The sequence below is a fragment of the Streptomyces sp. I05A-00742 genome (assembly GCF_013055795.1).
Lineage (GTDB): Bacteria > Actinomycetota > Actinomycetes > Streptomycetales > Streptomycetaceae > Streptomyces.
This window is the reverse complement of record NZ_JABETO010000047.1, coordinates 1-19,777: the sequence shown is the minus strand read 5'-3', so window position 1 is coordinate 19,777 and position 19,777 is coordinate 1. Positions and strand designations below refer to the sequence as shown.

General features: G+C 72.7%; 20 protein-coding genes and 2 pseudogenes. 6 read left to right on the top strand and 16 right to left on the bottom strand.

Features of this window, described 5'->3' with window-relative positions:
* Positions 1–159: 159 nt before the first annotated feature.
* Positions 160–1,404: a WD40 repeat domain-containing protein gene (locus HN013_RS28535; protein ID WP_171171290.1), complete on the top strand. Its 1,245-nt coding sequence runs from the start codon at positions 160–162 to the stop codon at positions 1,402–1,404.
* A gap of 87 nt (positions 1,405–1,491) precedes the next feature.
* On the opposite strand, the gene HN013_RS28530 is transcribed toward HN013_RS28535, so the two are convergent.
* Positions 1,492–2,034: a GNAT family N-acetyltransferase gene (locus HN013_RS28530; protein ID WP_171171323.1), complete on the bottom strand. Its 543-nt coding sequence runs from the start codon at positions 2,032–2,034 to the stop codon at positions 1,492–1,494.
* Between the two features lie 319 nt (positions 2,035–2,353).
* Entirely contained in the window at positions 2,354–2,581 is a 228-nt protein-coding gene (locus tag HN013_RS34255) for a flavoprotein (RefSeq protein WP_398980915.1), read from the bottom strand.
* Positions 2,582–2,753: 172 nt separating this feature from the next.
* Between HN013_RS34255 and HN013_RS33400 the strand changes: the two are divergent.
* The 3 genes and pseudogenes from HN013_RS33400 to HN013_RS28515 form a co-directional block, all read left to right on the top strand.
* Positions 2,754–2,897: pseudogene (locus tag HN013_RS33400) on the top strand (GntR family transcriptional regulator); the annotation flags it as partial.
* 338 nt (positions 2,898–3,235) lie between these two features.
* The gene (locus HN013_RS33395) at positions 3,236–3,484 is read left to right on the top strand and encodes a UTRA domain-containing protein (RefSeq protein ID WP_398980913.1); all 249 of its coding nucleotides are present in this window, start codon (positions 3,236–3,238) and stop codon (positions 3,482–3,484) included.
* A gap of 285 nt (positions 3,485–3,769) precedes the next feature.
* Positions 3,770–4,123, top strand: a complete 354-nt coding sequence (locus HN013_RS28515) for a hypothetical protein (RefSeq protein WP_171171288.1) — start codon at positions 3,770–3,772, stop codon at positions 4,121–4,123.
* A gap of 218 nt (positions 4,124–4,341) precedes the next feature.
* Here the strand turns inward: HN013_RS28515 and HN013_RS28510 are convergent, their stop codons facing one another.
* The 11 genes and pseudogenes from HN013_RS28510 to HN013_RS28465 form a co-directional block, all read right to left on the bottom strand.
* Positions 4,342–4,764 carry an ASCH domain-containing protein gene (locus HN013_RS28510; protein ID WP_171171287.1) on the bottom strand — a complete coding sequence of 141 codons (423 nt, stop codon included), beginning with the start codon at positions 4,762–4,764 and terminating at the stop codon, positions 4,342–4,344.
* A gap of 9 nt (positions 4,765–4,773) precedes the next feature.
* Entirely contained in the window at positions 4,774–5,076 is a 303-nt protein-coding gene (locus HN013_RS28505) for a DUF6191 domain-containing protein (RefSeq protein WP_171171285.1), read from the bottom strand.
* Between the two features lie 55 nt (positions 5,077–5,131).
* Positions 5,132–5,614 carry an aminotransferase class IV gene (locus HN013_RS33390; RefSeq protein WP_312018740.1) on the bottom strand — a complete coding sequence of 161 codons (483 nt, stop codon included), beginning with the start codon at positions 5,612–5,614 and terminating at the stop codon, positions 5,132–5,134.
* The gene (locus tag HN013_RS33385) at positions 5,611–5,943 is read right to left on the bottom strand and encodes a hypothetical protein (protein WP_249375526.1); all 333 of its coding nucleotides are present in this window, start codon (positions 5,941–5,943) and stop codon (positions 5,611–5,613) included. The genes HN013_RS33390 and HN013_RS33385 overlap by 4 nt, the downstream gene beginning before the upstream one ends.
* 39 nt (positions 5,944–5,982) lie before the next feature.
* Positions 5,983–6,924 carry an LLM class flavin-dependent oxidoreductase gene (locus HN013_RS28495; protein ID WP_249375524.1) on the bottom strand — a complete coding sequence of 314 codons (942 nt, stop codon included), beginning with the start codon at positions 6,922–6,924 and terminating at the stop codon, positions 5,983–5,985.
* Between the two features lie 140 nt (positions 6,925–7,064).
* Positions 7,065–9,335: pseudogene (locus HN013_RS28490) on the bottom strand (TIM-barrel domain-containing protein); the annotation flags it as partial.
* Positions 9,336–9,425: 90 nt separating this feature from the next.
* Entirely contained in the window at positions 9,426–10,406 is a 981-nt protein-coding gene (locus HN013_RS28485) for a superoxide dismutase (protein ID WP_171171283.1), read from the bottom strand.
* A gap of 181 nt (positions 10,407–10,587) precedes the next feature.
* Entirely contained in the window at positions 10,588–11,817 is a 1,230-nt protein-coding gene (gene mshC / locus HN013_RS28480; protein ID WP_171171281.1) for a cysteine--1-D-myo-inosityl 2-amino-2-deoxy-alpha-D-glucopyranoside ligase, read from the bottom strand.
* Between the two features lie 268 nt (positions 11,818–12,085).
* Positions 12,086–12,925 (bottom strand): SCO1664 family protein, encoded by an 840-nt coding sequence (locus HN013_RS28475; RefSeq protein ID WP_171171279.1) that lies wholly within the window; start codon positions 12,923–12,925, stop codon positions 12,086–12,088.
* Positions 12,889–13,479 carry a DUF3090 domain-containing protein gene (locus tag HN013_RS28470; RefSeq protein WP_171171277.1) on the bottom strand — a complete coding sequence of 197 codons (591 nt, stop codon included), beginning with the start codon at positions 13,477–13,479 and terminating at the stop codon, positions 12,889–12,891. Before HN013_RS28470 ends, HN013_RS28475 begins: the two co-directional genes overlap by 37 nt.
* A 123-nt stretch (positions 13,480–13,602) precedes the next feature.
* Positions 13,603–14,307, bottom strand: a complete 705-nt coding sequence (locus HN013_RS28465; protein ID WP_171171276.1) for a histidine phosphatase family protein — start codon at positions 14,305–14,307, stop codon at positions 13,603–13,605.
* A gap of 75 nt (positions 14,308–14,382) precedes the next feature.
* Between HN013_RS28465 and HN013_RS28460 the strand changes: the two genes are divergently transcribed.
* Complete coding sequence (locus HN013_RS28460; protein ID WP_171171274.1) at positions 14,383–15,375, top strand: magnesium and cobalt transport protein CorA; 993 nt, start codon at positions 14,383–14,385, stop codon at positions 15,373–15,375.
* Positions 15,376–15,404: 29 nt separating this feature from the next.
* Here HN013_RS28460 and HN013_RS28455 read toward each other — a convergent pair whose 3' ends face one another.
* Together HN013_RS28455 and HN013_RS28450 are read right to left on the bottom strand one after the other, a co-directional pair.
* Positions 15,405–16,196: a ferritin-like domain-containing protein gene (locus HN013_RS28455; RefSeq protein ID WP_171171272.1), complete on the bottom strand. Its 792-nt coding sequence runs from the start codon at positions 16,194–16,196 to the stop codon at positions 15,405–15,407.
* 239 nt (positions 16,197–16,435) lie between these two features.
* Complete coding sequence (locus HN013_RS28450) at positions 16,436–17,482, bottom strand: LLM class F420-dependent oxidoreductase (RefSeq protein WP_171171270.1); 1,047 nt, start codon at positions 17,480–17,482, stop codon at positions 16,436–16,438.
* 155 nt (positions 17,483–17,637) lie between these two features.
* On the opposite strand from HN013_RS28450, the gene HN013_RS28445 reads away from it, so the two are divergent.
* Entirely contained in the window at positions 17,638–18,621 is a 984-nt protein-coding gene (locus tag HN013_RS28445) for an aldo/keto reductase (RefSeq protein WP_171171268.1), read from the top strand.
* 922 nt (positions 18,622–19,543) lie between these two features.
* Here HN013_RS28445 and HN013_RS28440 read toward each other — a convergent pair.
* Positions 19,544–19,777 (bottom strand): hypothetical protein (locus HN013_RS28440; RefSeq protein WP_212764925.1); only part of this gene is annotated, 234 nt, incomplete at its 5' end.

Genomic DNA, 19,777 nt, shown 5'->3' with positions numbered 1-19,777 from the left:
TGTCCGCCCCGGACCGCGCGAGCAGGTCACCCAGGTCATCCACCGGTTCGGCAACCGGATCCTCAACCTGACTCCGCCGACCCGCTGCCCGACCGCGCAGCTCGATCTCGGGGTGGCCTGCCGACGACATCTCCGTGGGGTTGGCTAGCATACTGATTCATGGCTGACGATCTACATGGTGAACTGTCCCTGCGGTACGAGCAGTTGGCCGATCCGGCGTTCCTGGTCAATGAACGTGCGGGGCGGGTGTTGAGGCTGCTGGAGTCGGCGGCGGGACCCGCGGAGCGGCTAGCGGCAGCCGTGTACCGGATTTCGGAGAACTGGCACCACGAATCCACTGCCTGGGAACGCCGTCAGTTGCTGGCGTTGGACGCGGCCCGGTATGGGGACCGTGAGTTGTCGGCCCGGATCAGCGCGGTGTCGGTGGAGGGTGAGCCTGCCGCACAGTGGGGCGTCGAGTGGGCGACCGGCTCCCGTCTTGAATTCCGCTCCGGCCAGGCTCTGATCGGGCCTCCTGGGGGCATCAGTGCGGTGGCGACAGTGAACGTCCATGGCCGTCCCCACGTCGTTACGGGTGGTGATGACAAGTCAGTGTGGCTGTGGGACCTCACCGAAGGCCATCCCGTGGGCAAGCCCATGACCGGACACACCAACGGGATCCGCGCGCTGGCGACGGCGGTGATCGACGGGCGTCCGTACGCCGTGACCGGCAGCGATGACAAGACCGTGCGGACGTGGGATCTCACCACCGGCGAACAGGCCGGAAGGCCCTTGACCGGTCATGACGGCTGGATACAGGCGGTGGCCATGGCGGAGATCGAAGGCCGACCGCACGCCGTCACAACCGGTGACGACGCAACGGTGCGGGTATGGGACCTCACCACCGGCCGGCCCATGGCCAAGCCCTTGACCGGACACACCGACAGCGTGCTGGCTCTGGCGACAACGGTGGTTGATGGCCGTCCGCTCGCCGTGACCGGCGGTGACGATGAGACCGTGCGGGTGTGGGATCTCATCGCCGGTGAACAAGTCGGAAAGCCCTTGACCGGTCATGACGGCATGGTGTGTGCGGTCGCCACGGTGGAGATCGAGGGCCGACCGCACGCCGTCACGGCCGGCAGCGACGCGACGGTGCGGCTCTGGGACCTCACCACCGGCCGGCCCGTGGGCAAGCCCATGAGAGGCTATGACTCCGTGCACGCGGTGGTGGCCATGACGGCGGTGGACAACCGTCCTTACGCCATCACCGCCGGCTCTTCGGTAGCCGAAGTCTGGGACCTGACCACCCGTAAGCAAGTCGGCCGGGAGCTGAAGTTCTCCTCAGGGATCGATGCACTGGCTGTGGCATCGGACGGCCGACTGGTGGTGGGCGGCGGCGAACTCGTCGTACTCGCTCGCCGCTGACCACATCCCCGGCCCAGGAAGGGATGATGCCGGTTCGTTCTGCCGTCCGCGTACTGACCGCCGATGCCCGGGGCGTGCGGCCAACGGTCAGGTGCCCGCAGCCGCATAACACCGGACGGCCACCCTCTGCTCGGGGCTCCACTGCTGTTCGACCGTGGCCAGCAGCTGCCAGCCGAGCCGCTCGTACAAGGCTGCCGCCGCGGTGCCGGATGCCACCACGTCAAGCACGGGATGCAAGCCGCGATCCCGTGCTTCCGTGACAGCCCGCGCCATCAGCAACGCGCCTATCCCGTGACCGCGGGCCGACGGAGCGACGAACAGCCGGCTGACCACGGCGGTCGCTTCGGTACTCACCCCCGCGCGAGCGCTCCACAGCCCGGGTGCCACGTCTCCCGCGCCGCTCCGGGACAGGCCGATGTGGCCTGCGACGCGGCCATCCAGTTCCACCACCCACGAGGCGATGAGCGACGGCGGAGTGAGCCATGCGCCGGGGTGGTCGGGCCAATTGACCGGATAGCCGTCGTGCTCATGGACCTCGGCCAGTACCCGCACACATTCACCGAGGTCGCGATCGGTCCGATAGCGCACGCGCCGGGATGTGTTGTCGACGGACAGGATTTCGCTCTTCATCGCGGCATGCAAGCACAGCCCAAGGCCCATGACCAGCCATTTTTGCCGCAGGTCCCCGTTCGCCGACAACTGCCCGGGAACGTCGGTTGCGACGTCCATGACGACCCCGATGACCTGCTCAGCCCTCGACAGACCTCACGCCCGCCAACCAGTCGGGCCCCGGAGTCCGCGTCGCGCTTGGCTCCGGACGGCGTCCAAGGTCGGCTCCCACGGATGGACGTCCACGAACCGGCCGCCGGCGCCCGGGGCATTGCGGCGTCCGGTCACCCTCGCCGTAAAGGACCCGGATGCCAGTGCTGCACAGCACTTCCGGCGACCGTCATGTGGCCGGGTGACCGTCCGGGGCCGTGGACCAGTCAGGCAGAGCGATGACGGCCAGCCCGAGGGCGTAGGTGTCGGCGATCCCGGCGGCCCACTTGTTGGCCGTGTCCATGGTCATGGGCGCGACGATCAGAGCATCGGGCGGTGGGTCTCGCTTCAGCTCACCCGGGCGGCGCTGTGCTGCGAACCGGGCGCCCGGTCGCGGCTTCCAACGCGGGAACGTCAATGAAGCCGCCCCCGGCGGCGAGGACGGCGATGGCGCAGACGTCCCCTCCGCGGCCCGGCGTCAGCCGAAACCGTACCGTCCGCACACATGTCCTCAGTCCTCGCCTTGACCGGCGCCGGGCCCGTCCCCACCGTGACTACTGGACTGGTCCACCAGATGAGTTGAGGTATCCATGGCGCTACCGAAGTACGACCAGATCGCCGGAGACATCCGGGGCCGCATCGTCCGGGGTGAGTTGAGGGCGGGCGATGCCCTCCCGTCGGAGCGGGAGCTGACGGAACGTTGGTCGGTGGCACGGGCCACCGTCGTGCGCGCACTCGATGTACTCCGCCAGGAGGGGCTGGTCGAGACCCGGCAGGGGACGGGTTCGACCGTGCGCGAGCGCGCACCTCTGGCACGGACGGCCGGTGAGCGGTACCGCACCGCCGTACGCACAGGTCAGGTGTACACCGCCGGCGAGTACGCGGAGATCATCGGGGCGGAGTTGCTTCCCACACCGGAAGAGGTGGCCACCGCCCTGAACATCAACGTGGGCGAACAGGTGGCGCGAAGGCATCGCGTCACTTTCGAAGGCGAGACCCGACTGCGACCTCGTGGTCGTGGTTCACCGCAGACGTGGCCGCCGCGGCCCCACGCCTCCTCCACCGGGAGCGCGTGCGGGAGGGCACGACCCGCTACGTCGAGATGCAGACCGGTCGGCGACCGCACACCGGGCGCGACTGGTGGACCGCGCGGCTGGCAACGGCAGCGGAGCTGGAACTGCTGCGGCTCGAAGGCCCTGCCGCCGTCGCGGAGGCACGACACGTGGCGTACGACGCCGAGGGCCGGGCGCTCACCTACGAGGTGGGAGTCAGCCCGGGCGGCAGGTGGACCCGTACGGACGAGTATTCGATGACCGACTAGGCGATCGTCAACTCACCCCGTGGCCCCCCGCACTTGGCGGGGGCTTTCGTGGTTCCACACCTCGCCCTGACTAGTCCACCGGTGGACCATTCCAGTGCGGGCGTCTCATCGGAGACGCCCTTCAGTGACCGCAGGCGCACAGCCGCCCTGCTCACCGAACACGGGAGTCGATCACGCCCCCTACGACGGGACGGATCAGCGAGCACCGTGACTCGCCGGCTCTGCCGGGCAGCTCCGGACCAGCGCATCGTGACAGCTCAGTGGTCCTCGGGTCGGACCACCCCCTTGACCATCGGGATCCATTGGGATCTCGTCCAGCTCGACTTCACCCTTGCGACCGCCGCCATTGCCCAACTGAAGGCCCGGAAGCGGCACATCGGCCCCTACTTGATGGGTGGTGTGGAACACGCGATGTGGTGGCTGCTGCCGCTCGGCTCGTCCCACCGCCTCATGGGCCCGCCCGGTGTCGTACGGCACCCCAAGGGGGCGGAGTTGTTAGCTCCTCCGCCCGGAAAATACCAGGGCGATCGTGTCTGGGTGCTTCCCGGCGTGCCGGCCCTCACGTCCGCCGGCGAACTCCGGGAGGCGATCGACGCCGCGCTTCTGCAACTGGCCGGGAGGGCGGCCCCGTGCCCCTGATCCGTCAGGTGGAACCGCCCTCGTACACCACACCTGAGTGCAGGCTCGGGCGTCACGGCGACTGCACGGGTGGGACGGACATCCGTCGCGTCGGCAGAACGGTGGAGGACGGCGAAGTGCCCGTCGAACGCCTTGTGTGCGGATGCGCATGCGGTCACGAGCGGCGTCGGCGCGGCTGCTGATCGCGGGACTTCGGTTGTCGTCCCGGCAGCGGGCGGTCAGCGCAGGTCGGCCACCAGCCGGAACCGTTCCAGGACCGTCTGCGTGGCGTCGTCGACCGTGAACGTGGGGTCGTCGAGGGCGGCGCGCATCTCGGGGCTGTGCCAGAAGGATTCGTGGTTGGCGCGCCATTCGGCGATGGAGGTGTCGCCTTCGCCTTCGGCGACGACGTGGGCGAAGTCGACGTCGGCGAGGGGGACGACGCGTACGTCGGTCACCTCGATGACCGCGACGGGGTGGTCGGCGGAGTCGACGACGACGCTTCGCTGCCCCGGGCGGGGAAGGGGTTCGCCCTCGTGTTCGTAGTCGATGACGAGGCCGGTGGTGGAGGTCTTGGAGCCGTCGAGGACGGCGGCGACGAGGCGGTCGCGGAGGGGGCCGGGGAAGGCGAATTCGACGCGGGGGAGGGAGGCGGGGTCCATGGTCGCAATCTAGTGCGCGTGGTCGCGGGGGGTCAGGCGGGCCGTTCCGGCGTCGAGGTCGATGTCTGCGCGCCGCGGGGCGCCGTCCTGTTCGTCGTCGCGCAGGACGAGTTCGATCCGGCGCTGGTCCAACTGGACGCGCTTGCTCGGGTAGATCAGGGCGTGCAGCTCCTCCGTCGCCGAAGCGCCCGCGCCGCGCGGGCCGCCGCCACCGCTCCCCCGGACGAGCTGGACGCCCTTGCGGGCGGCGGCGAGCAGGAAGAGCGGGACGACGATCAGCAGGGCCAGGCCAGGGCCCGTGAGCAGGCTCATCATGTGGAGGGAACGGGCTGGTCCGTACGGGAGTTCCAGAGCCGGGTTCAGAGGCTCAGACCTCGTTCCGGTGCGCGGCCGCGTACAGAGCCCGGAGCCGGGCCACGAGCGCCACATCTGTAGGGACGTGCTGCTCGTCGATGCGTCCGATGGGGGTCACTCCGCGGGAGTTGGAGACGAAGGCGCCGTCGAAGGAGGCGAGTTCGCCGAGGCGGACGGGCTGCCGGAGCCAGCGGAGGCCGGCGCGTTCCAGCTCGCGGCGCAGCAGCAGCATGGTGATGCCGTCCAGGGCGGGGGCGTCCGGCCAGATCACCGTGTCGCCCCGGACGAAGCCCACGTTGGTGATGGCCCCTTCGGCCACGGCCCCGTCCGGCCCCACCAGCAGCGCCTCGTCGAAGCCGGCGGCCTGCGCCCGTCGCAGGTGGTACGCCTGCCCGAAGACGCCCACGTGCTTGATGTGGGCGGCAGGGCGCAGGTACTGGACGCTGCGCAGGCTCTGCGGCGGCCCGTACTCGGGAGTCGGGGGCCGGACGATCACCGTGGTGACCGGACCGTCCGCTGCGGCGCCGGGGCGGCGGGCGCGTGGACATAGACGCGTACCGCGGCATCGGCCGTCCCCGCGGACCGCAGCGCCTGCCGGACCCGGTCGCGGACCGTCCCGCCGTCCAGTCCCTCACCGAACAGCTCGCGCGTGGCGGCGTCGAGCCGGGCGAGGGGCAGGTCCAGCCCGCGCACCCGGCCGTCCCTGATCTCCATCGCGGTCATGTGACCGTAACCGCCGAGGAGCGAGAGGAACAGCGGGTCGGCCGGGACAGGACGGCCGTCGACCTCGATGTGGGGAGCGGGGGGAGCGGGAAGATCGTTCACGTCGTCCTCCCTACGGTTGGGCCGGAGGTGCCCTCCCCGTCAGCCGGCCCGGCCGGTCTCGAAGACGAAGTCCGGATCGCGCCGCGCCCCCACCCGTTCCAGAGCCTCCGCGAGCAGCCCGACCTGGTCGAGAGTCGCGGAGCACGGCAGGAGCAGCACGTCGTCGACGCCGGCCAGGGCGAGGGCGGTCAGTTCGGCGTGGAGGCGTTCGTCGGAGTCGAGGCAGTCGGCGCGGAAGGTGGCGTAGTACTCCGAATCCTTCGAACCGTAGTAGTGGGCCACATGGTCGGAGAGGGCGTTGGCCGCGTCGGGGCCGCAGCAGAAGTAGCGGGAGGTGAGGATCCGGGGGCGGCCGGAGCGGCCCGCCGCGGCCCATTCCTCGGTCACGCCCCGGATGCCGTCGAGGAGGAGGGCGCGGCCCGCGCCCGGTGCGACCCAGCCCTCGGCGAAGCGGGCGGCGCGTGCCCAGCCGGCCCGGACCATGCCGCCGACGAGCAGTCCGGGGCGTCCGGGGCCGGGCAGGGGCGGAGGGCCGGCGAGGCCGGTCACCTCCCCGTTCCACGTCCGGCGCATGGTCAGCAGGGCGTCGTCGAACAGCCTGCCGTGTCCTTTCGCCGGCACACCGCCGGCGGCGAAGTCCTGGGGCCAGCCGCCGATGCCCAGTCCCGCCGTCAGCCGACCGCCGGAGAGGAGGTCGAGGGAGGCGAGCTGTTTGGCCAGCAGGACGGCGTTGTTGCGCCAGCCCACGTTGAGGACGTTGGTGACGAGGCGGACCCGCTCGGTCGCCGCGGCCGCGGCGGCGAGGGCGACGAGCGGGTCAAGGACGTCGTACAGGAGGCGGTCGATCGAGCCGAGGGAGTGGAATCCCAGGTCTTCGCTCTCCCGGGCCCAGGGGGCGATGCCCTGGGCGGGGCGACCGGGGACGGCGTTCGGCAGACCGATTCCTATGCGCATGCGCGCGGTGCGCTCGGCGGGGTGCATGGTGGCTCCAACTCGGCGTCGGCGGGGTGCGGGAGGCCGCCCGCACCCCGCCGACGCTACGGAGGACGATCACCTCCGTCTTGAACGGATCGGACGCCCGCGACGGGGCACCCCGCCGCGCCGGACGTCATCTCACCTCACCCCACCGCGCTCGCCCCGTGCAGCGTCAGCGTGAACGGCCGGTCCGTGGCACGGCTCGCCGTCGTGACGTGGACGATGCCGCCGCGGTCGTCCGGGTCGTACCACCAGCCCGCCCCGGAGGAACCGGGCGCCATCCGCGGCAGGGTCCGCCCGGCGAGCGTCACGGCGTGCGGTGCTGTCCGCGAGTGGACGGTGAACGCGTACGGGCGTGAGGTCTGCTTGCCCGTGAAGTCGCCCCGGGACGCGCCGACCCGGACGGTGACGTCGCCCCGGCCGGTGCGCGGCGCGTGGACGGTCACCGTCTGGCGGGCGGACGCGCCCGTGCGGTGGGCACGGGTCGTGCCGTCGTCCTCGTAGAGGGTGAAGGAGGAGGTGCCCTTCGGGTAGAGGTCCCAGGCGAGCGGGGAGCCGGGCGTGCGGTCGCGGTGGGAGCGGATCCCGGGCCACATGGGGATGTTCGCCCCGGCCTTGACGAAGAGCGGCAGGGTGTCGAGCGGGGCGCGGTAGCCGTCGATCGTGGCCGGGCCCCGGTACGTGCGGCCGGTCCAGTAGTCGGTCCAGGTGCCGCGCGGCAGGTAGATGCCGTCGCGGGTCTCCTTGTCCTCGTACACCGGGGCGACGAGGAAGGAGTCGCCGCTCAGGAACTCGTACTTGGCCGCGTCCGTCGCCGCGTTCGGGTCGTCCGGGTACTCCAGGGCCAGGGGCCGGACCGGGCCGACGCCGGTGCGAGTCGCCTCGGCCGCGTAGGTGTACATGTACGGGAGCAGCGACTCCTTCAGCTTGAGGTACTTGCGGTTGATGGCGGTGTACGGCTCCCCGTACCGCCAGGGCTGCTTGTCGCTCGGCGCCCAGCCGTCCATGGTCATGACGGCGGGGAGGAACGCCTTCCACTGGAGGTCGCGGACGTACGTCTTCGGGCTGCCGCCGAAGATGCCGTCGATGTCACCGGTGGTGTAGGCGAGGCCGGACATGGTCGCGCCCGCGTACGTGGGGATCTGCCAGCGGATGTACTCCCAGGAGCCCTTCTGGTCGCCGGACCACTGGACGCCGCAGCGCTGGGCGCCCGACCAGCTCTCCGGGGCCCAGGTGAAGCCGCGGGCGTCGCTGTTGTCCTCGATGCCCTTGTAGGCGTCCTTGCAGCCGTCGAGGGCGAACTTGTAGCCGTCGCCGACCCAGGCGACGTCCAGTTTCGCGACGCGCTGTCCGGCGCGCACCTGGTCGGCGAGCTTGCCGAGGCCGTCCTCGGTCCAGAGGCCCATCGTCATCTTGCGGTCGGCCAGGCCCTTGTTCACCTCGGGCAGGTTCTCGTAGCCGCAGCCGTAGCCGTCGTTGACGAGCATCCAGCCGAGGGGCAGGTCGTGTGCGACGTAGCCGTCGGCGATCTTGAGGGCGTCGAGGGTGCGGCGCTCGCCGCGGTTCTTGTTGTGCAGGTAGCAGTCGGAGTCGCCCACTTCCAGGCCGTACAGCGGTGGGAGGAACGGTCTGCCGGTCAGCTTCGTGTACTGGCCTATGACGTCCTTGGCCGTCGGTCCCGCGAAGTAGTAGGCGTCGAAGCGCTGTTCGCGGGCGGTGGCGGTCACCGGGTCGGCGAAGTCGTAGGTGTTGGGGGCGTACGTGTTGCGGTAGGTGCCGTAGCCGGCCGAGGAGAGGTAGAACGGGACGGAGTTGGGGTGACCGCCGTCGTCCCAGTTGTAGTCGACGCCGACCTCGACCTTCTTGCCGCGGTGCGAGGTGTTGCCGCGGCCGTTCTGCATGCCGGCGCCGTAGAACTGCTCGCGGGCGCCGCGTGCGAGGGTCTGCGTCGTGCCGTCCTTGTCCCAGGTCAGGCCCTTGGTCTCGGACCAGAGCCGGGTGCCGTCGGCGCGGTACAGGGCGAAGCGCAGGGGCGCCTTGTAGGCGCGCAGGGTGACGCGGGAGGTGCTGAGTTCGTAGCGGTCGCCGCGGTCGCGCCAGCGGGTGGGCGGGGGTGGCCCCTGCGGCAGGACGATGTCGGTGCCGGTGGGGTCGGTGAACTTCCCGTCGGGGGCGAGTTCGAGGCGGAGGGTGTCCGGGGTGACGAAGCGGACGCGGGCCTCGGCGTCGCCCGCGCGTAACCGGTAGTCGGGGCCGTGCGCGGTGAACGCGGTGACGTCGCCCACGGTGTGCCGGGGTGCGGGCGGGTCGTCGGCCCTGGCGCCGGCCGCCGGGCCGACGGCCGCCGCCAGGAGGCCCAGCAGGGTGGCGGCGACGGTTGTTCTGCGTCGTCCGCGTGTGGTCGTGGTCGTAGTCATGGTCATGCGGAATGCTTAGCGCATGTGATGTGTGCACGACTACGGTGCGGCTCCCCGGTCCTCCCCCACAGGGCCCCCAACAGGCTGAAGTCAGCCCGCCCTGCGCACCGCCACCACGTCGTACTCCGTGGTGGGCTTCGGCTCCTCCGTGAAGCGGGAGTTGGGGAGGTAGAGGCGGTCGCCGTGGGCGGCCACGGTGGTGGGGATGCGGAAGCGCGGGTCGGTGATGCGGGTGGTCCAGGTTCCACGCAGGCCGGCGGCGTCCAGGTGGAAGACGTCGATCGCGTTCTGCACCTGCTGGACGACGTACAGGGTGCGGCCCAGGAGCAGCAGCCCGTCGCCGTCGGGCAGCTTCCGGCCGCCGAGGTCCACACGGCGGGTGTCGCCGGTGCGCGGGTCGACGCGGAGGAGGCTGCCGCCCTCCTGGAAGACGTTGACGACGAGCAGGGCGCGGCCGTCGGGTGTGGCGGAGATGCCGTTGGAGGTGAAGCCGTCGGCGGGGGCCTCGGCCCACTCGCCCGTCAGCGGGAGCGTGATCACGTCGCGGGCGGAGGGGAGTTCGCCGCGCGGGCCGAGCGGGAGGCCGTGCACGAGGGCCTGCGTCGAGTCGGTGAACCAGGCCGCCCGGTCGGTGAGCACCACGTCGTTGATCAGCGTCGCCGGTCTGCCGACCTCGTACACGGCGAGGATCCGGCCGTCGCGGGTGTCCACGACGCGCAGTTGCCGGGTGGGGCCGCCGGCGACGAAGGCGCGCCCGCGGCGGTCGGTCTTGAGCCCGACCGAGCCGACCTCCATCCGGGTCGGCAGCACGCCACCGCGGCCGGTGGGCAGGTGCGCGCGGTACAGCGCGCCGCTGCCGAGGGAGCCGAACCAGGCGTACGGGCCGGGGCCGGTCGCGATGCCCTCGGGCCGGAAGCCGTCGGGAAGCGGGAAACGGGTGGGCCAGGGGGCGGGCGCGGCGGCCCGGGCCGCGGGGGCGAGGGGGCCGAGAGCCGCCGCGGCGGCAGCGGCGGCTCCCGCGCCCAGCAGTCCTCGGCGGTCGAGCGGACGACGTGCGGCGGCACGGTGCATGGCGGCGTCCTTCCGGCGGCGGGCGTGCGCCCGGCGGTGGGGTCGACGTGCAGTCGGCTGTGCGGTCGGCTCACCTCAGCACAGATGCCGCTCCTCCGGCCAGACCGCCCCAAAAGCGGATGCCCGCCACCTGGACGGCGGCGGGCACCTCGGCCGGGGCGGCGTCAGAGCGCGGGCGGCGTCAGAGCGCCACACCCAGCAGCGCGTCCACCGTGCGCGACACCAGTCCGGGCGCGCCCTCGTCCGTGCCGCCGCCGGCGGCCTGGGTGGCGGCCCAGCGGTCGACGGCGGCCAGGGCGGCCGGGGCGTCGAGGTCGTCGGCGAGGGCCTCGCGGACCTCCTCCACCAGGGCGTCCGCCGGGGGACCGTCCGGCCGGGAGACCGCCGCCCGCCAGCGGCCGAGGCGCTCGACGGCCTCGTCCGGCACGGCGTCGGTCCACTCCCAGTCGGCCCGGTAGTGGTGGGACAGCAGCGCGAGCCGGATCGCGGCCGGGTCCATGCCCTCGCGGCGCAGGGCGGAGACGAAGACCAGGTTGCCCTTGGACTTGGACATCTTCTCGCCGTGCAGGGCGACCATCCCCGCGTGGACGTACGTCTTGGCGAAGGGGTGCTCGCCGGTCAGCGCCTGTGCGTGGGAGGCGCCCATCTCGTGGTGCGGGAAGATCAGGTCCGAGCCGCCGCCCTGGACGTCGAAGCCCATGCCGAAGTGCTCCAGGGCGATCGCGACGCACTCGATGTGCCAGCCGGGGCGCCCGGGGCCCAGCGAGGCGCCGTCCCAGCTCGGCTCGCCCGGGCGGGCGGCCATCCACAGCATCGGGTCGAGGGGGTTCTTCTTGCCCGGCCGGTCCGGGTCGCCGCCGCGCTCGGCGGACAGCAGCCGCATGGCCTCGGCGTCCAGGCCGGAGACCTCGCCGAAGTGGCCGTCCGACGCGACCGAGAAGTACACGTCGCCCTCGAGCTCGTACGCCGCGCCCGCGTCGCGCAGCCGCTCGACCAGCGGAACGATCTTGGGTATCGACTCGACCGCGCCCACGTAGTGGCGGGGCGGGAGCAGCCGCAGCGCGGTCATGTCCTCACGGAACAGGGCCGTCTCCCGCTGCGCGAGAGCCTCCCAGTCGTCACCGTTGGCCGCGGCCCGCTCCAGCAGCGGGTCGTCGATGTCCGTCACGTTCTGGACGTAGTGGACCTGCCGCTTGGTGTCGAGCCACACGCGCTGTACGAGGTCGAACGCGTTGTAGGTCGCCGCGTGCCCCATGTGGGTGGCGTCGTACGGCGTGATGCCGCAGACGTAGAGGCGGGCGACGGGGCCGGGGACGAGGGTCACCCGTCCACCGGTCGCGGTGTCGTGGATCCGGAGGTCGCGGCCCTTGCCGGGCAGGGCGGGAACCTCAGAAGCGGGCCAGGCATACATGTCCTTGAGCGTAACCGGATGCATGTTCCGGATACGAACCGGACCGGGTGGTTGGCCGAGAAGGGGGGCTTGTGCGGGGGGTGGGGGGTGTGCCTGTGCCCCGGTCCCTCCCCCAGAGGGGGCACCCCCATTTCACCGTTTCCCGGGGAGGACCCCGGACCCCCTGAAACCGCGCTCCGCGCGGTTGTCCTCAAACGCCGGACGGGCTGTCTCAGCCTGTTGGGGGTGCCCCCTCCGGGGGGAGTTTGAGGACGCCCGCCGCAGGCGCCTACACCGGCGGCCAAGGAATCGCCGGCCACTCCCCGCTCGGCTCCCGATGCCGCCCGGTCCGCAGCAGATCCCCGACCCGAGCCCGAAGGGCGTCGATCTCGGCCGAGGTGATCAATTCGGCGAGCCGCGCCGCCAGGCGACTCCCTTCGGCCAGATCGGCCGAAAGTCGCCGCAACGCCTCCAGCGCCTCATCCGTCAGCGGCTCCCCCGCCCACCCCCACAACAACGTGCGCAACTTGTCGTCGGCGTTGAAGGTGACGCCGTGGTCGATGGCGTAGAGACGCCCGTCGGCGGCGGGAAGGAGGTGGCCGCCCTTGCGGTCGCCGTTGTTGATGACGGCGTCGAGGACGGCGAGCCGGCGCAGCCGTTCATCGTCGGCGTGGACGAGGAGGGCGGTGCGGTCGTCGCCGACGTCCGCGTAGCCGACGGCCTTCCAGCCGGGTCCGGGCTCGTCGCCCTCGACGAGGGCGAGGAGGCGCTGGACCTCCTGGGCGGCGGCGTCCCCGGCCGGGCCGTCGATCCAGAGCTGGCACATGCCGCGGCCGTAGGGGCCGTCGCGGAGGACGGTGGGCGGGACGAGGCCCCAGCCCATGGCCTCGGAGAGCTCGTAGGCGGCCACCTCGCGCTGGGCGAGGGTGCCGTCGGGGAAGTCCCACAGCGGGCGCTCCCCGGCGACCGGCTTGTAGACGCAGGCGGCGGTGACGCCCTCGTACGCGACCGTGCAGTACAGGACGGCGTTGGAGGCCTCGCGGATCCGGCCGCGCACCGTGAGCTCACCGCGGGCCAGCAGCTCCTGCGGGGTCACGCTCCGCGGCGGTATCCGTTCTGGCGCGGACATACGTGTCCCTCCGGGTCGAGCGGCAGGCTGCACAGCGGGCAGGGCGGCCGGCCGGCGTTGACGATGTCCAGGGCGCGCTTGGCGAAGGCGCGGGCCATGGTGCCGGTGATGCGGACGCGCAGCATGGGCGGCCCGTTGGTCTCGTCCTGGAGGAGGCGTTCCTCGGCCGCGGCCAGGTCCTCGTCGGTGTCGGCCTCCAGCTCGACGAGGGCCTGGGCCTCGACGACCATCCGCTCCCCCTCGCCGTCCCAGGCCAGGGCCATGGTGCCGACCCGGAACTCCTCCTCGACGGGGGTGTCCAGGGGAGCGGTGTCGGCGTACTCGACGGGTGCCACGGCCGGCACCGGGGCATTGCCCCCGGTGCGCCGGACGACCTCGTCCAGCAGTTCGTCGATGCGCTCGGCGAGCGCCTCGACCTGCGCCTTCTCCAGCGCGACGCTGGTGGTCCGGCCGGCCGCGGTCGCCTGGAGGAAGAAAGTGCGGCGGCCCGGCAGCCCGACCGTGCCGGCCACGAAGCGGTCCGGCGGGTCATAGAGGAACACCTGACGGGACAACGTCCTGCTCCATTGGTTCGGTGTCGGAGGGGTAAGTTCCGGATCCGGCGGGGGAACAGCGGTCCGGTACGGGTCAGGGGCGCACGGGGCGCCCTCGCGTCACCACCCTACTGCGCACGTGGATCACGGTGCTCCCGCACCGCCTCCCACCACCGCGTCCCCAGCCGCCCCCGCTCCCCCGCCCGACGGCTCCTCGCGGGGGGCCAGCGAGGCCGTCTCGCCGGTGTCGCCCAGCCGCAGCAGGTAGGGCCGCAGGGGGCTGTACCGGATCGCCGTGACCGAGCACGGATCGACGGAGATCCGCTGGAAGAGGTCGAGGTGCATTCCGAGGGCGTCGGCGACGATCGCCTTGATCGGATCGCCGTGGGAGCACATGAGATAGACGGCGTCGGCGCCGTGCTCCCGCTCGATCCGCGCGTTCCAGTCCCGGACGGCCTCGACGGCACGGGACTGCATGGCGCGTAGGGACTCGCCACCGGGGAAGGAGGCGGCGGAAGGGTGCTGCTGCACGACGGTCATCAGCGGCTCGTCGTGGAGCTCGGCGAGCTTGCGGCCGGACCAGTCGCCGTAGTGGCACTCGCCGATCCGCTCGTCCGTGTGCGACGGCAGCTCAGGACGGGCGGCGAGCAAGGGAGCCACGGTCTCCCGGCAGCGCTGGAGGGGACTGGTGACGAGAGCGGCGAGCGGGATCTCCCGCAGGCGGTCCGGGAGGGCCGCCGCCTGGGCGGTGCCCCGCTCGTCCAGGGCGACGCCGGGGGTCCATCCCGCGAGCACCCCGCCGGTGTTGGCGGTCGACCGGCCGTGCCGGACCAGGATCAGGGTGGGCATGTCCGCCAGCCTACGACGGCCCCGGACGGGCGTCCGGGGGCGGTGCGGACGACGAACGGCCCCCGGGAAGGGAGAATGCCCCGCGTGATCGTGGACTTCGCCATCTACCGGAACGGACACCGCACCGACGGCCCGGCCGACTACTCCGACGCGCTCGACCAGGCGCGCGCCGACGGGGACGCGTTCCTCTGGGTCGGCCTGCACGAGCCGACGGAGAGCGAGTTCGCGCTGGTGACCAGCGAGTTCGGACTCCATCCCCTGGCCGTGGAGGACGCGCTCAAGGCCCACCAGCGGCCCAAGCTGGAGGTGTACGCCGACTCGCTGTTCGTCGTGCTCAAGCCCGTCGTCTACGACGACGACGCGGACACCGTGACCACGGGAGAGCTGATGCTCTTCCTCGGCGACTCCTTCGTCGTGACGGTCCGCCACGGCGAGGGCAGCCCGCTGAAGGAGCTGCGGGGCCGCCTGGAGGAGCGTCCGGAGCTGCTCCGGTACGGGCCGACGGCCGTGCTGTACGCGGTGAGCGACGCGGTCGTGGACCACTACACGGAGGTGGCCGGGCTGCTCCAGGCGGACCTGAACGAGCTGGAGACCGAGGTGTTCGCCCCGCTCGGCGTGGACAACAAGAACATCGCGTCCCGGATCTACGCGTTCAAGCGGCAGGTGGTCGAGTTCCGGCGGGCCACCGTGCCGCTCGCCGACCCCGTGGCCCGGCTGGCCGGCGCCGGCCTGCCGTTCGTGAACGACGACGCACGGCCGTTCTTCCGTGACGTGGGCGACCATCTGACGCGGGCGAACGAGTCGGTGGAGCAGCTGGACCGGCTGCTCTCCGACATCCTCTCCGCCCACTTGGCGCAGATGGGCGTGCAGCAGAACGACGACATGCGCAAGATCTCGGCCTGGGCGGCGATGGCGGCGGCCCCGACGATGATCGCCGGGGTGTTCGGGATGAACTTCACGCACATGCCCGAGCTGCGGCAGACGTGGGGGTACCCGGCCGCGGTCGTGCTGATGGCCGGGGTGGTCCTCCTGCTGTACCGGCTGTTCAAGCACCGGGGGTGGCTGTGACGGTCCCCCGGCGCCCCCGGCCGGCCGGCTCAGGCGAACTCGGGGGCCACGGCCGCCGCGCCGCCGCCCAGCGCGTCCCGCCGCTCCGGCATCCGCAGGGTGACCATCCGCCGCCAGCCGCCGACCCGTTCCCAGCCGTACAGCGCGTGGATGCCCGCGGCGAGGGCGGCCGACTTGGCGCGGGGCCAGCGCAGGATGCGGCCCATGTGCCCCATGACGGCGAGGCCGACGTCCCGGTGGACGGCGATCTCGGCGAGGGCGGTCTCCCGCAGCAGCGTGTGGATCGTGCGGCCGTGTCCGGCGGCGGCGAGGCGCAGCAGCTCCTCGTGGCAGTACGCGAGGTGGTTGGCCTCGTCGTGGCAGATCATCCGGATCGCCCGGCCGATCTCGGGGTGGTCGCCGAAGTGGTGGGTGAGCATGTCCATCTGGGCGGCCGCCCGCTGTTCGGTGACGCGGCTGTGGGCGAGGTAGGTGATGATGTCCCGCTCGGTCAGCGGCTCGTCCGCCCGGAGCCTGGTGTGCGGCAGGCCGATGCCCCGGCGTTCGAGGAGCATCGTGTAGTCGGTCTCCGGGGGCACCTCGACCGGTTCCAGGCCGCGTTTGCGCAGCAGGGCGAGGAAGATCCTGCCGTGCTTGTCCTCGTCGGCGCCGTGTCGCGCGATCTTGGGGGCGAGGGCACGGTGGCCCTCGGGCACCAGGGTGGCGATGCGGCCGTTCTCCCAGCCGCCCTGGGCTTCGCCGCCGGCGGCGATGGAGCAGAAGAGACGGTACGCCGCGTCGTTGTCGAGGATCTCCTGGAACAGACTTCCGGCCATCGGCATGGCCCTCACCTCCGTCGGCTTCCAGTCAAGGTCCCCGGGGTGGGGGGCGCCAGCCGGAGGGCGGCGGGCGCTCGGCCGGACGGGCGACGGCGGGCGCGGGAACGGCCGGGCGCCCCCGCCGCGTAACCCGCCGGGCCCGCGGGCGTTGAGCCCGGTGCCGGCCGTGGCGGGGAAGACACCCCGAGCCCCCACCACGGCCGCAGGGGCCTCTTGCGGACTCGTCCTTCGTCAGGCTCGTCTCAGAGCCCGGCCCGCTCCATGGCCTCGACGCCGGCGCGCAGCCCCGCGATCCGCTCCTCCAGCGTGAAGCCCGAGGGGGTCAGCGACAGCGTGGTGACCCCGGCCTCGGCGTAGGCGCGCATCCGGTCGGCGATCCGCTCCACCGGGCCGAGCAGTGACGTCGAGTCGATGAGCTGCTGCGGGACGGCCGCGGCGGCGCCCTTCTTGTCCCCGGAGAGGTACTTCTCCTGGATCTCGGCGGCCTCCTTCTCGTACCCCATGCGCACCGCGAGCCGGTTGTAGAAGTTCTGCTTGGCGCTGCCCATGCCGCCCACGTAGAGGGCCGTGTAGGGACGGAAGGTGTCCGCGAGGGCCGCCACGTCGTCGCCCAGGGCCAGCGGGACGGTCGGGACGAGGTCGAAGCCGTCCAGGTCCTTGCCCGCCTTGGCGCGGCCGGCGCGGATCGAGCCGAGCGTGGTCTCCTCGGCGAGCTCCGGGGCGAAGAACAGGACCAGGGCGCCGTCGGCGATCTCGCCGGTCTGCTCCAGGTTCTTGGGGCCGATGGCCGCGATGTACAGCGGGATGTGCTCGCGGACCGGGTGCACGGTCAGCTTGATGGGCTTGCCCGGGCCGCCGGGCAGCGGCAGCGTCCAGTGCTCGCCCTCGTGCGTCAGGCGCTCGCGGGACATGGCCTTGCGGACGATCTCGACGTACTCGCGGGTGCGGGCGAGCGGCTTGTCGAACTTCACGCCGTACCAGCCCTCGGAGACCTGCGGCCCCGAGACGCCGAGGCCGAGCCGGAACCGGCCGCCGGAGAGCGAGTCGAGGGTGGCGGCGGTCATCGCCGTCATGGCGGGCGTCCGGGCGGGGATCTGGAAGATCGCCGAACCGACGTCGATCCGCTCGGTCTGCGCGGCGACCCAGGACAGCACGGTGGGCGCGTCGGAGCCGTACGCCTCGGCGGCCCAGCAGACCGCGTAGCCGAGCCGGTCGGCCTCCTTGGCGACCGCGAGATTGTCCGCGTCCATCCCGGCGCCCCAGTAGCCGAGGTTGATTCCGAGCCGCATCGCGCTCTCCCTACCGATCAGTAACGTCGTCGTCGCGGCGACTCTAGCGCGCGGACCTGCGGTACGTCACCGGGTACCGGGCGTCCCATGATCAGCCGAACTCCCCTCCGGCCGGCCCCCGACCCCCCGGCCACGGGCCAGTACGCTCACCCGTCATGGAGCTAAGGCATGTCGGCCGCACGGGCCTGCGCGTCTCCCGGATCGGACTCGGCACGCTCACCTGGGGACGGGACACCGACGAGCACGAGGCCGCCGAACAGCTCAGGGTCTTCCACGAGGCGGGCGGCACGCTCGTCGACACCGCGGACGTCTACGCGGGCGGCGCCGCCGAATACCTCCTCGGCCGGCTCCTCGACACGGCGGTGCCGCGCCGCGACCTGGTCATCGCCACCAAGGCCGGCAGCGTCCTGGACCCCGACCACCGCACCGACGGCTCGCGCGGCCACCTGCTGGCCGCCCTCGACGCCTCCCTGGCCCGGCTCGGCACGGACCACGTCGACCTGTGGCAGCTCCACGCCTTCGACCCGGGCACGCCCCTGGAGGAGACCCTCCAGGCCGTCGACATCGCCGTCACCAGCGGCCGGGCCCGCTACGCCGGCGTCTCCAACTTCTGCGGCTGGCAGCTCGCCAAGGCCGCGACCTGGCAGCTGGCCGCCCCGGGCGCGCGCACCCGGCTCGCCAGCACGCAGATGGAGTACTCGCTGCTGCAACGCGGCATCGAGCGCGAGGTACTGCCCGCCGCGCTCGACCTCGGCATCGGCGTCCTCCCCTCCTCACCGCTGGGCCGGGGCGTCCTCACGGGCAAGTACCGCGACGCGACCCCGTCCGACTCACGGGGCGCCTCCGACCAGCTCGCGCCGTTCGTCGCGCCCTACTTGGAGGAGCCCGCGCGCCGCGTCGTCGACGCCGTCACCACCGCCGCCGACGGCCTCGCCACGACCGCCCTCCAGGTGGCCCTCGCCTGGGTCCGCGACCGCCCCGGCGTCACCGCCCCGATCGTCGGCGCGCGCACGGCGCACCAGCTCAGGGCGGCTCTGTCAGTGGAAGCCCTTACGCTTCCGGACGAGATCTGCCGGGCGCTCGACGATGTGTCGGCTCCGGTGCACCGCTACCCCGATCAGGACTGGAGCGAGCTGTGAACACGGACCGCCTCGGCGGCGAGGCCGCCCCCGGGACACCCGGCACGCATGCCCTCGCGGCCGAACCGCACGCGCACCCGCACGCGCACGCGCCGCAGGGCGCGCCGGGGGCGCGGTCGGGGGACGGCCGGGCTGCCGCGGATCCCGGGAGACCGGACGGCCCTGTGGAACCGGAGGGACCCGAGAGCACCGCTCGGGAGACGGCCGACGCCTCGGCCACCCCGGATCGTGGGACACCGGACGGGCCCGAGGGGCCGGACGCGCCCGAAGTGACAGCCCGGGAGGCGGCCGCCGCGGAACGTGACACACAGCGGGCGCCCGCGGACGCACCGGCCCCGCCGGACGCGGCCGCACCCGCTGCCGAGGGAGCACCTGACGGCGGGACTGCCGGGGCGCCGGGCGGTCCGGCCCAGCGATCGTCCGCCCCGGACGCGCCCGACGCCGGAGCGCCCGACGCACACGACGACGTACCGACCGGACGGCACGCGTCCGGGAGCGCGGCTCCCGAGGGGAGCCCGACGGGCACGCCCGCGGGCGACGGCGATCCGGCGGAGCGGCGTTCCGGGCAGGACGCGGCCGACGCGCCAGGACCGAGGTCCGGCGGCGCGGAGACGGGTCGGGGCACGGGCGACGCGCGCCCCGGCGGTACGGCCGCCACGGGGGACGACGCCTCGGCGGAGGGGCGTTCCGGCTCTTCCGGACAGGACGCGGACGCGCCGGAAACCGCGGACGCGGCCGGCACGGCAGAACCGAGGCCCGGCGGTACGGAGGACGGTCGGACCGCAGAGACCATGAGCCCCGGCCGGGAGGCCGCGGATGACGGCGACCCTGCGGAGCGACATTCCGGACAGGACGCGGACGTACCGCAACCGGCAAAGACGACCGACGCGCCAGGCCCGAAGCCCGGCGGTACGAAGGCCGGTCAGGCCGCAGGGGACGCGAGCTCCGGCGGCGCGTCCGCCCCCAAGCGGTCCGCTGTCGCGGAGGCGCTCGCGGCTGCCGTGCGGGCCGTGGAGAGCGGTGAGCGGCCCGCTGCCTCGTTCTTCACCGAGCCGGCCAGGCCCGCCCCGGCGGCGCGCAGGCCCGTGCGGGAGGGCCGGCCGGCGCCGGTCGCCGACCGGCCGGCCGCCGGGGCGGTCGTGGACGAGGGGGTGCT